Source organism: Robbsia andropogonis, assembly GCF_000970345.1.
In the GTDB taxonomy this organism is placed as follows: domain Bacteria; phylum Pseudomonadota; class Gammaproteobacteria; order Burkholderiales; family Burkholderiaceae; genus Robbsia; species Robbsia andropogonis.
This window is the reverse complement of the sequence record NZ_LAQU01000018.1, coordinates 89,473-102,268: the sequence shown is the minus strand read 5'-3', so window position 1 is coordinate 102,268 and position 12,796 is coordinate 89,473. Positions and strand designations below refer to the sequence as shown.

The following is a 12,796-nucleotide window of genomic DNA, read 5'->3' as shown; positions in this document are numbered from 1 at the left end:
AAACGACGTACAGCAGACATGTTAAATAATCTGTTGAACGGAGGTCGAGATGGGCAAAAAGAACGTACCGAATCGTCGCTGCATGGAGGAATTCCGAGTGGAAGCGGCAAAGCTGGCAAATTCTGTCGGGCACAATGAGGTGGCACGCCGTCTCGGAGTGCCAGTGGCGACGATCGGCAACTGGGCCCGCAAGCAGCGGCGTGAAGGGACTGCGTCGGTCACCAAGACGCCGGCGCCGACGAGTCGCGCCAAGCCGGGTGTCTCGGAACTGGAAGCAGAGGTTTGAGGGACGGAGCGCTGTCCCTGGAAAAATTCGCCTTCCAATCATCAACGCGACAAAACCCGGAACACTAGATGACCGAACCGGCTTCGGCGTAACGTTTCTTCAACTCCGGCAACGCCGCGACAATCCTGTCGAGCTCGTCCGTACGCTTGGGGAAAATCGTCTTAAAGTCAACGTTCGCATAGCGCTCAACGAAGTCGAAATCACCGAGGAGAACGCGAACGACGCAGAGAATCACCCCCTTTTGCTTTTCCATCTCATCGTATGGAATCTTGTTCCGTGTCAGGTACTTCGCTGGCAACCCACGTAGGAGATTCTCTTCACTGCTTAAATCGTAGTGATTCTCGATAAATGAAATGCCATCTTTCATCATGTCTAAAAGAACTGGACGGGCATCTCCAACGCTAACCGCTGCATTCTGCAAATTCATCTTCATTTCTTCGCTGGCATCCGTCGATTCTTTAATCGCCACCAAGTAAGAAATCTTATCTTCGCAAATCAAGCACCTAACTCTCATTGCCTCAGGCATGTACTTTAGAGAATCAGCGACGACCTGAAAATTGACAAGAGACACAGGTATCACCTGGGTCTTCTTTATTTCGAGAATTTTTGAATACAAGGCCTCACAACGCTTGTTTCGTATGCAAATGGAGGGCTGCAAACTTGTGAAGCCACGCTCGAAAAATAAACCAGGATCTATGACCAGTTCTGAGTGTCTTAACGCCCCGTTCTTGAATCGACCAGATACAAATTTCCACCCCGGAAATTCTCCGGCTACCTCGCTACATATTTCATAAATATTGGATTTAAAAGTGCTCATATCGGTGTTTGTCTAGATATTTAACTCATTGTTTTCGCAGAACTATGACCGGTGTAGGCGAAAGTGTGCTGGGAAGCGGTGCACCAAACGTGCTTGTCGCTTTGCCTCCCACGGGCGTTGCTGTTCCAGCCTGCACAGCCGGATACACGGTTGACTGATTCGAAGTCAACGAAGCTCCGCCAGTCTTGATTTCTACGATAGCTTGACCTTGAGAGTTTAGACTGAACGATGTTATCGGGTTGCCGTTCGAATTTAAGAGCAGATTTCCATTGATATCTTCCGCCACAAATCCAGACGGCACCTGAACCGTTGCATTGGGCAAGCCTGTGACGCCCAAGTCGGCCACCGCACGGGTAGACCCACTCGTTAAGCTGACTTGACTAGTCACCGCAATGCCATCTTGGCTTGTAAGGCCTGCCTGCACCAGGCTCTCCGCAAGCTTACCTGCTGCATTGTTCGCTGCAAGGGTGCTGGCCGCAGTCGAACTGTTTGTGGCTTCAGAGATTACAGCAACTGTCTTGGTTCCACCGATTCCCGCCAAACCTGCTGTAACGCCACCGGCGGCGATGCCCAGAGTGGACAAGTAGTATGCAGTCTCAGTCGACCCGCCGAGTCCATACGTCATCCCTGCCAGTATCCCCGGCAGCGGACCCGACAGCGCATTGTCAAGCATAGCCGCTGCCTGGCTGGGTGCGGTGTACGTAGGTGGCGACGCTGCTGCGGCAACGGTCACACCGTTGACTGTAGAAACGGTGTTGCCCGCCATATAGGCTAAGGTCTTCTGGTAGGCACATGCAAACGAGGCCGGAGACTGACAAGCGGCGGCCAGAGCCTTGTCATTCGTTTCGGACGTCTGCATCAACGTGGCTGTCGTCCCGCACGTACCTGCGCTGTTACTATCGCATCCTGCCTGCGCAGCATCCAGCTTCTGCGACTGCGACTGCTGCCCCGGAAAGATCGTTACGTGATTCAGCCAATTATTAAGCGTCTCATTCTCTGCGGCCGTTGCCGCAGCCGTTCCGTTCTGCCCCAAGGCTCCCGCAACCAAACCTCCGGCCAACGTTGTGATCGCTGTTTCTAGAACTGCCGGAGTCGTTCCGTTGCCGTCGATGATTGGGTTTAGTCCAGCGGAAACCGCACCACCAATTGCACTGCTTGCACAACCGGTGCCGCTAGCGGCTCCCGTCACACACCCTAGTGCTGCGTGCGCAGCAACGTACAGCGGACTGCTTGTGCTTAAAAGATAGCCGGACCCGTTGAATAGGGTACCAATGTCATCTGCTGCGATCGCAGCGCCATCCTGAATCACTGCGCCTTTGAGCGAGTCAAGAAAACTGCCACCTTCGATTGCAGTTTGGACACCCGCAGAAATCGTTGCTCCAGCGGCGGCCGCTACTAGAGCGCTCGGCAATGTACTGGCGGTAGACGTCGTCGCTTGGGGAACGAGGCTGCCCGCGACACTCTGAATGCCGCCCAGGCTAGCCAGCGTCTGTGCACCGCCTGTGCTACCGCCGACAGCCATTCCGTTTGTCGTAAATCCAAGGCCATCCGTACCGCTATAGGTAATGCCGTTGAGCAAACCAGCCGTGATGCCGCTAACGAGCGCTGCTTCGCCGAGTTTGCCCCCGTCAATCGACCCCGTCATGATCAATTGGCTTGTTGCGCTGCTCGCAATCCCTGCAAGGGCCGCTGATAAAACGATATTGCCTAATCCGGCAGAGACAGTGGTCGCTGCAGTAGCTGCCGAGGCTGCGGCAAACGCAGTTCCCGAACCCGCCGTCGCCCCAGCCGCCGCGCCGACGGCTCCTGAGGCCGCACCATACGTAACCACCGAAACCGCGATTGCCGCGGCGATCGCCACAACGCTCAGCCAGCCAGGCGTCCCCCCCTCCTTGACGAACTGCGTGTGCAATGCGTCCGCCACTGTCTCTTGCGAGAAATTACTGCCTAGCTGTTGCTGCAACTGGGTAACCAGCGCGGCGGTTCCCGCGGCATTCACGCTACCGTCCGCGTTCAACAGATTCAAGGAACCGCCGATCTGCGTGAGCTGGCCTACATTCAACGCATAGTTCGCCGCGCTCATATAGCCGCCCGGCTGCACCACCGTACCCGTGGTGTCGACGTAGCCTCCCTTGACGCTCGACCACTCGTTTCCGATATCGACCTGGTTTGCCCGGTTCGTCAACGTGCCAGTATCGATCGTCAACGTGTTGGCCGCCGCGATCGTGCCGGTGTTCAATACCGACCCACCGCTTTTATTGAACGCAAGCGTGACATCCGTACCCGAAATCGTGCCGCCGGCCTGCAAGGCGTTCGTATCTTGTGGCAGGTATATCTGTGGCATCAACGCGGTAATCGTTGGACACGCACTGGTACCCGTCGCCGTACACGACGGGTCCGGCACCGTCTGCTCGACGTACCACAACATCGGTTTATCAAGTGCCGCTATCTGCGTCTGACTCAACGCGTCACCCAGCTTAAGATTATTATTCTCCGCGTAGGTCAACGCGTTTTGATATAGGATGCCTTTTTCCTGCTCGGTGACCGACAGGTTGTTTTTGCTGTCATAGCTCAGCCCATCGATAAAGCTCGCTTTGCCGGTCTGCTGCAGGGCGACTTGCTGTAAGAGCAGGTCTTCTTCCTGCGGGTTGTAATAAAACAGGGTCGTGCTAGGCTGCAACGTGTTCGGTAAATTGTTGATTAGATCTTGTGGGGTAAAGCCGTTGCTCGTGCCAATCGCCGAGTCGACGTAGGATGCTGTACCTGCCACCGCAACTGACGTATAAGCACCAGAACGCGGAATCGACAGATTCAAACTTGGCAAAGTGGTCGGGTTAAGCGAGATCACCTGCGATGCACTATTCACTCGTGGCGTGTAAGTGTTTGCCGTCGTGATGCCGTTGATCAAGCTTTGACCGGTCAGGGAGATTGACGTACCCAAGACATTGCCGACGTTCTGAATCGTGCCGCCGGCATTGATCGTCAGGTTTGGCGCCTGAATCGTGGCTGCAATACTGCCCACTGGCTGCGGGGGATCGATCGAACCACCGGTCTTTGTATAAGCATCCCCGTACAGTGCCGTGCATTCGGCCACCGATCCACATGCCCACGTATCATGCGACTTATCGCTACTGAACAAGCCTGTCGACTGAATCCAATGCGAATGCCAATACGCATTCAACGTTTGCGCTTCGTTGACAACCGGGCCGGAAACATTAATCGTCGCGCTGGTTCCCGCCGAAATCAAACTCCCCACGTTGGTCAGGCTGCCAGCGGTGATCTGCAAGTTGTTCCCGGCGCTGATCACCGATGAACTTCCAGATTGCTGATCGACATACGCCGAACAATATCCGTCCTTGTATCCGCCTGCCGTCATACAACCGGCGTAGGCTTCGGTCGAACCATAATTGACGCTGATTTGGACTGGCGGCGGAAGCGTGTTCGTAATGGCACCGGACAAGTTCAAGGTAATATCGTTGCCCGCGACGATATTACCCGACGTGTTGTTCAAGCTCTTCGCAGCCGTGCTTGAAGTCGCCGTGGTCCCGACGCCACCGACAACCAGATCATGCCCGGCAAGCAAACTGCCAAACGTATTGTTTATCTGGCCTGCTGCGATGACCAAATCATGACCGGCATAGATCGTTGCATTTTGTGAGTAGTTGAACGACGCCGTGGTGGGGCCACTGCCCTTCGCAGCGCCCGCTGTGCCACATCCTTCATTCGGCACACCCGAGGCACAGCCCGTCTGCGCAGCTTGGTTCTGTTGCGTACCACCTTGGTTCGTCAAACTTTGTGCCGTGACCGAGACGTCATTACCGGCATAAAGCAGACCGGCATTAGTTAAATTGCCACCGGACACCGTCATGTTATTGCCGGCGGCGATCATGCCCGTTGGCGTTGTCCAGGTCGTGGTGCCAGTGCCGGTCGGCGCGGCAGCACCGGTATTAATCGAGAACGTCGCGGGGGCATAACTATCAGGTTGGCCACTGCAGTTAAAGTAGCAGTCGTAGGGGCCGCTGTAGCTTCCGCTGCCATTGCGCACGGCAATCGTGCCAATTGACGCGAGTTGGTTCAGGAACGCAGAATAATCACTCTGATTGATCCACGTGTAGGTGGTGGCCGTCAGCGATGGGGCAATCGAGCCGTTGCTTAACGACTGCACGTTTAATAACACATTGCCTTGGGCCGAAATCTGGCCGCCGCGATTCGACAAGCTATTCGCTGTGATCGACAGCGCGCCGCCTGCGGAAATAACCCCTGCCGCACCGAGTTGCTGCGTGGTTGTCGTTTGATACACGGTGGGTAAGGCAATGGCCGCACCTGCGCCAGCAGCACTGCCGGAGATATACCAGTAGGTGCCTTGGATGCCATAGCCGTTATCGTCCGTGCCTGTGGTCACGGTTTGCTGCGTAAAGTACAGCACGCCGCTCGCCAGAATCGGCCCTGAGCCAGACAATCCGCAACTTATGTGACAACTAAAATGGTCAGACTGGATTTGTGACGTCGTGCCCGTCATCGACAACAAATCACCGACCGTCGACGACGCGGACCAACGGTATGTTCCCCAATTGGTATCGCTCTCTTGACTCTGGGCTTCCCATTCAGACGGCACATTGATCGACCCAATGCTGCCAGCCCACAACACGCTCGGACTGACGACCGCAGCGGTAGACGTTGTCGTCGCGCCGGTTGGACCCGCCTGGTCGTTGACGACGGCGTTCGCGGTAATGGTGACGTTGTTACCGGCGTAGATGGCGCCAGCCGTATTCGACAGTGTGCCGCTCAATGCAAAGATGGCATTGCCGCTGGCCTGCGTGGTGCCATACTGATTGTCGTAGTTGCTTCCGGTCACGACGAAGTCACCCACGGACTCGACCGTTCCGCGATTCGTACCGCTGCCATTCAATGTGAACAAACTGCTCGTGTGCAGCACGCCCGTGTTGTACAAAGCGCCATTCAGCGTGACGACCTGCCCACTCAGTTGCCCGGCGTTCACGAACGTGCCGCCGGTGTTCAACGTCAACGGTGCGGTGCCGGAAATCGTGCCGGTATTAACAATGCCACTCAAACCGGTCAACGTTACACTCTGCGCAGCGTAGTTCCACGTGCCGCTATTGCTGATCGTGTTTGCCGTGATTGCCAACGCGCCGCCGGCTTGCAAACTACCAAGCGATGTATCCACCGTACTGTTATTCGCGGCCAAACTCAGATTGCGTTGTGCCAGAATCTGGCCGCTCGTATTGCTATACGTCGTGTTCGCACCAGTCAGATTGATCGACAAATCAGCAGTTACCGTGCTAGCCGAAGTGGCACTGGTATCACCCGAGAAAATCACCCCGTTATTGTTGTTCAACGTGCCGGCGTTGATCGTCAAGCCGTTGACACCAAGCAGCGAGCCAGCGTTGGTCAAAGCCCCCGTCGCGGTAAGCGTCGTCGTCAAGCCATTGATCAAGCCGGCGTTACTGAGGCTCCCCGCGGTCAAGCGCAACGCATCGGTAGAAGCCAACGAAGCCCCTAGCGCGTTTGTGATAGTCGATGCGGTAATCGTCATCGCGCCACCGCTCAACACCGCGCCTACGTTCGACAATGTGGTCCCCGCCGACAGGTTCGTCACGCCGACGACGTCGATATTGCCGCCGGTCAAGGACATGCTACGGCTGGCTTGCGCATTGAGGTCGGCACCCACGAGAGCGGTGCTGATTTTGACGTCGCCGCCCTTGAGTGTCGTACTACCGGTGGACAACAACGATGCGCCGCTGGCATCCAGGGAATTTTGCGCGGTAACGTTTAACGCTTTCGACGTACCGATGCTACCGGTCAAGGTGACGTCACTGCCGCTCAAGGCCACATTACCGACCGCGGTACTCGTCCCGCTGAGCACGACCGCACTACCCGCCGTAACGGTTACATTACCGTTTGTAGACACACCGGCTAGCGATGCACTGCCTTGTGTCGCGTTGGCCGTTACGTCGCCGACTGCCGACGTAACGCCGGCGACGGTCACGCTTCCTGCCGCATTGAGAGCGACCGTCGAGCCGGCTTGGATCGTGCCGTTGACGCTCAGGCTGCCGGGGACCGTCTCGCTATTTGTTGCCCCCACGCGGTTTTGTCCGGCGACGGCAGACAACGCACCTACGGCAATGATCGCGCCGCTACTGAGGTTGCCTGCGGCAGTCAGCGACACATCGCCCGCGCCCTGAATAGCCCCGAGCACAGCGTTGCCACCACTGGTCACGGTCGTACTCTCACCAAAGGCGATACTCCCCGCTTGCACATTCCGGCCGGCCGTAATGGTCCCGGCGCCCATGCCAAGGGTCGATCCGCTTAGCGTCACATCACGTGCGCCGGAAAAATCCGCAGCGCCGCCACTGCCGATATTGCCGCCGACGGCTAAGTCTTCGGCTGCGCTTGCCGAAATCGACGTGGCCGACGACAGTACGCCGGTGACGGACAAGTCTCCGGCACTCCCTTGCGCGGTTGCGCCGAGGGCCTGCAAGGACAACGCCGCGGTGCTTTGTGCCGAGGACAAGGCCATATCGCCTTGCGAGATCAGCGTCACCCCACCATTGCTTGTTATTGCGCCAGCCGTGAGAGAACCACCGTGCGCCTGTGCCCGTAAATCACCGGTTGCGCTGATATCGGCTAGCTGAGCCCGACCGCCAGCATCGATCGTCGTTGTCGTACCGCTGTTGATCGTCCCCGCGATACGCATATCATTGGCGGCGTTAAGGGAAACGGCCTCCAGCGCACTAATGTTACCGCTTGCGGACAGCGCACCCCCCTGCGCCTGCAACGACGCATTTCCCACGGTCGCATCTACCGCGCCGACCGCCGCATTCCCTACTGCTGTGACCGTGGCCGATGCGCCTTGGAGTTTTCCGGTCAAAGCCACATCGCGTCCTGCCGCCACCGTTGCCGCCTGCGCGAACGCTACTGCAGCATCGCCCTTGATGTCGCGACCGGCGTTCAACGTTCCGGTAGCTTGACCCGCTAACTGAGTGCCCGACGGGGTCGCTGCTCCGGTCCCTACCGAACCAACAGTGATGTCACGCCCGGCTTCTACATCGACTTGCTGCGTCGCATTGATCTGACCGGCAAGCGTCGCGTCGTTGCCGGCATTTACCAACAACGCGTCGTTTGTGCTAACGGTTGCGGCACCCGATGTGACGACGTCTCCCGTGCGGGCGGTCAACTGCATCGCGCTTGTCGATTGGAGGCGACCGTTTACGTTGATCGTGCGCGTGGCGTCGATACCCAAGCTCGTGCCGCTGCTTAAGGCGCCCCCTACCGTTGCATCTCGCGCCGCAGTGATGGCCACGCCGGTCGCGGCTTTCGCCGTACCTGTGATGTCGACGTCTCCGGACAGTGTGCCGATCGTTGCACCTGCTGAAATCGCAGACCCTGCACTCCCTCCTGCACCGTCCGTGCTGCCCTGTGCAGCCACGGTCAAACTCGTTGCAGAGGTGACATCATGCAACGCGGCATTTCCCGCAGCCGTCGCTTGAACGCTGTTTGCCTGAATCGATCCGGAGAGCGAGACATCGCGTTGAGCGCTAAGTGTGACGTCGCCGTCAAACGATTGTGTCCCAGCACCGCTAATGTCGCGTCCGGCTTGCAGCGTACCGGCAGTCTGGCCGACCACGACGCCATTCAAACCGAGATCCCGTCCGGCTTGTAACGTGGTTTGGCCGAGTGCCGTGGTGCTCACGCCGGTTGTCAGATCCAAGCCCGTGGTGACGAAAAGCGATGCGCCGCTGTTGATGCCGCCGGTTGCGAGCAAACTACCCGCCTGTGACGTGACCGTCATGCCGCCGACCGACTCCAAGGCGCCGGGAATGGTGATATCGCGTACGGCACGCATCGCCAGCGTGGTACCGCTGGCAATTTTGCCGCTCACGTTTATGTCTTGCGATGCGCTGGCGGTGGCCGCGCCACCGGCTACTGCGGTACCGGCAACATTCAGCGCGCCGATGCCGTTGGTCGTGTCGCCAGCACGCAGGGCCAACGTCGTCGCTGCTTCGACATTGTTGACGCTAACAGTGCCGGCTGCGCTGAGGTCGACGCTTTGCCCCTGTACCAGACCACCTTGGTTTATGTCGCCTTCGGCGCGCAGCGTCGCTGCTTGCGTGAAAGACAGCGTCCCGCTCCCGGTCAAGTCACGGCCTGCCGTCACGTTACCGCTGCCTTGTCCTTGGACAGAACCAGTGGCGCTAACGTCGCGCGTGGCTTGCAGCGAGGCGTTACCGGCACTTGTCAGCGATCCATCGACGTGGATGTCTTGAGCGGCATTCAATGCGACCTGGCCGCTGCCGGCGAGTGTTCCGCCAGCAGCGATGGAAACGTCGCCATGTTGCGAAGCCAACGCCGCGTCGCTGCCCGCCTGTATCGCGCCATTGACGAGAAGATTGCCATCGGCAGTCGCGCTGAGAGCGTCACCGGTGCTCAACTTTCCGTTTAGGGTCAACGCATCGCCACTTTGCAGCGTCATTGCGGATCCCGACTGCACGTCTTGCAAGCTCGTCGCGCCGCCAGACGTCACTGTGACGGTACCACCGCGGATCGAACCGGTGGAGGTGATCGCGAGGGTCGCAAGCAATATTGCATCCCCACCTACGGCCATGTTCCCGGCGCCGCTGATCGCGCCGCCATTGCCTGCCGTTCCAGCCTGCAAGGTACCCTTGCCTTGAACGACAATCGTGCCGTCGAATACAAGGTCCTGACCCGCCATGACCGCGAGATCGCCAAGAGCCGACGTACTTTGCGTGCCGAGATCGATGGACTGTGCTGCGCTTATCGCCAAATTGCCACCCGCCGCGATCGTGCCGACGTTGACAATGCCTCCCGCAGCGTTCGTCAACGTCATATCGCCGTTCGACGATGCATTTCCCGCGATCGTGGTATTGCCGCCGCCCGTTATCGTCAAGGCACCGGCTGCTTGCACCGCGCCGCTTGCCGCGACATTCACATCGCCACTCGCGTGCAGCGTGCTGGCCGCTGCCGACAGCACATTGCCGTTGACCTGTACGCCCCCGTCGTCAGCCGTCGCATCGAGCCCTGCATTCGCATGGACATTTTGTAATGTCACGGACCGCCCCGCATGCAAGTGCATTGCATCGGCTTGCAATGATCCGGTGACGCTAATATCTCGTCCGGCGCTAACGGTCGCATCGCCGGCAAAACCCGTACTACCTGCCGCGACCAAGTCTTGTCCGGCATGCAGCGTCGCTTTACCCTGCCCCGCAAGCGTCCCACCGATGTTGAGGTCCGTCCCTGCTTCCAGGTCTACGTCACCAACCGCGCTGGTCGTGCCAGTAACACCGATCGCGTGCCCGGCAGTAACGTTCAGCCCTGCTGCGCTATTAACGTTTCCTGTGGATTGGACGTCGCCGTTCTTGGCAGTAAGCGTCAGCGCACCAACCGACTGAACCGTGGCGTCGCTAGCAATCGTCAGATCCTGTTGCGCAACCATCGACGTCCGATCGCCACCCGCGAGCGTCCCGGAAACCACAACGTCATGCGCCGCGCTGACGTCACTGCTGCCAACAACCGCCGCATTACCCGCAAATGTGATGTCTCCGAGGCCGTTCTGCCCTTCTGCGATCGCGCCGAATGCACCGCCCACTTGCAACGTGCCGAACTGCGCGGCACCGCCCGCGTCAACCTGAAGCGCATTCGCCAACACGGTGCCGGGCAGGACGATATCGCCGACGGCATGCAGGCTGCCGTTCTGCCCGAAGGCAATCGACCCGGTCACAGCAAGGCCACTGCCGGCGGTGATTGCGCCATCTTGCTGAGCGATCATCATGCCTGCCACGGTGACCGCGTCCCCGGCGTTCAACGTGGCATTAGTGCCAACAAGAAGCGAACCCGGAATCGCAATCGCACCAATCGCGTGCGCATCCAAAGTCGTGCCGCTTGTCAGGGAGCCACTAACGGTTAAGTCGGCCCCACTGTGCGTACTAACCGCCGCCTGCGCAGTCGTTTTACCAGCAATGGTGGTATTTCCACCCGACAGCAACGCCAGATCGCCACCACTGCTTACCGTGCCGTTCAATGCAAGTGCGTCTTGCGTAGCGGCCAAGCTTGTATTGCCTCCAGACTGCACGGTGCCATCTAGCGTTAATTTTTGCTGTGCAGTCGCCTGCAAGGCGCCGCCGATCTGTGCGTCACCAAGGCTGATGTTTCGACCGCTCGTCAGCGTGGCATCGCCATTTGTCTGCGTACTGGCCAGCGTGATATCACTGCCGGCCGATACTGTCAAAGCGCCGCCTGATTGCAAGGTGCCGGTTGACGCGACGCTAGCGCTTGCGGCGATTGCATAGCCTGCGACGCCGACATGGCTAGCGCTCATCACGACATCGCCGCTCGACGACAAGCTGGCCTGCTGTTGCGCAGCCGTTCCCGCAACCGTCAGATCACCATTGGCCGACAGCACGAGATCGCTTGTATTCGCAGCCAGCTTGGCGTCCGTGCGCACGCCCATGCCGGCAGCCGTACTGATCACCTGAATCGCGCCGGCCGTCATTGCCCCAAACGCCGTCGCATCGATCGACAAGCCGTGCACGGCACCGTTCGCCGACACCGCGTTCGCAGCGTCGATTGCGGCGTTCGTCGCGCTTGCGCTGTTGTCGCTGCCGTTCGCTGATACCGCATAGCCGGATGCCGCTCTTGCCGTCGACGCGGGCATGACAAACTGCCGGCCGGCAATCGCGTCGATCCGATTACCGGCGTAGAGCGGTGCATTGACGCCTATCGTCTCGCCGATCAGGTCGATCGTACCGACAGTGCCATCAATCCCCGCACCAGGACCATTTGTCCCAGTGTTCCCCTCGATCTGGATATGCCCGCCACTGATGCTATAGCCGACCTGTGTCGCGTTCGCAAAATCGCTGCGTGTTCCGTTCAAATCGCTGACGAACTGCGGTACGCCCGTGGCGAGCGTCACTCCTATCGTATTCGTAAAAGCAACGCCTCTCGTGCTAATTCCGTTCGGATTGGCAATGATGACTGTCGCAGGCGCCCCAAATACCTCGAGTGGCCCTGCGAGCACGCCCGCATAGCCGGCACCGTTCGATGTCACCTGGTTGATGATCACGCTCGCAGCGCGACCGGCCAAGTTGGGATTTGCAGCGACATCGCCGCCGGTCAATGAGGTGCCTGATCTAAGGCTGTTATTCAGAATTAAGCCGGCAGCATCGATGTCGAAGCGTTGGTATTGATTCAAGGAGATGCCGGCGGCGTTCGGTGCGGTGATATTAACGACCGGAACGCCTCCGTTTGCGCCGGTGCTTTGTGTTATCTGGGGTTGAAACGCAACCGGCGCGCTTGGATCTGTGATGGTCGCCGCATCGGCACCGTGCAGCCCCAGTTTGATATCGAGATCGCGAAGCAAAAAGCCTGCGGGCAATAACACCGGCAGTGACACCCGCACCAAAAATGCTTCCCAGTCCGCAACGCTGCGACGCGTGCTGCCGGCGGCCAAGATCCCTGCGGCGCTCTCGCTTTGCCGATAGGTAATCGACAGCGGCGAGAAAAACAGCGTCACACACAGCACAGCGGCAAATACGCGCTGCCACCCGCTCGGTGCGCGCGAGGCGTCATAATCTGCCGGCTGCGGATCGACGTAATCGGCGTCGCCGATATCGTCATTGCCGTCGATCTGTGTCGTGAGCTGCCGCATCATTGAGGGT

General features: G+C 58.7%; 3 protein-coding genes. 1 reads left to right on the top strand and 2 read right to left on the bottom strand.

Features of this window, described 5'->3' with window-relative positions; translation table 11 throughout:
• The first annotated feature begins 49 nt into the window (after positions 1-49).
• Entirely contained in the window at positions 50-286 is a 237-nt protein-coding gene (locus WM40_RS16770) for a transposase (protein ID WP_082102870.1), read from the top strand.
• A 64-nt stretch (positions 287-350) separates the two neighbouring features.
• On the opposite strand, the gene WM40_RS28015 is transcribed toward WM40_RS16770, so the two are convergent.
• Both WM40_RS28015 and WM40_RS16760 read right to left on the bottom strand, forming a co-directional pair.
• Positions 351-1,103: a hypothetical protein gene (locus WM40_RS28015; protein ID WP_052738371.1), complete on the bottom strand. Its 753-nt coding sequence runs from the start codon at positions 1,101-1,103 to the stop codon at positions 351-353.
• 25 nt (positions 1,104-1,128) lie between these two features.
• Positions 1,129-12,789 (bottom strand): two-partner secretion domain-containing protein, encoded by an 11,661-nt coding sequence (locus tag WM40_RS16760; protein ID WP_052738370.1) that lies wholly within the window; start codon positions 12,787-12,789, stop codon positions 1,129-1,131.
• Positions 12,790-12,796: the final 7 nt, after the last annotated feature.

Bases quoted from the DNA above. Each gene is read 5' to 3' on its own strand.
- WM40_RS16770 (WP_082102870.1), top strand. From the start codon at position 50: ATGGGCAAAAAGAACGTACCGAATCGTCGCTGCATGGAGGAATTCCGA.
- WM40_RS28015 (WP_052738371.1), bottom strand. From the start codon at position 1,103: ATGAGCACTTTTAAATCCAATATTTATGAAATATGTAGCGAGGTAGCC.
- WM40_RS16760 (WP_052738370.1), bottom strand. From the start codon at position 12,789: ATGATGCGGCAGCTCACGACACAGATCGACGGCAATGACGATATCGGC.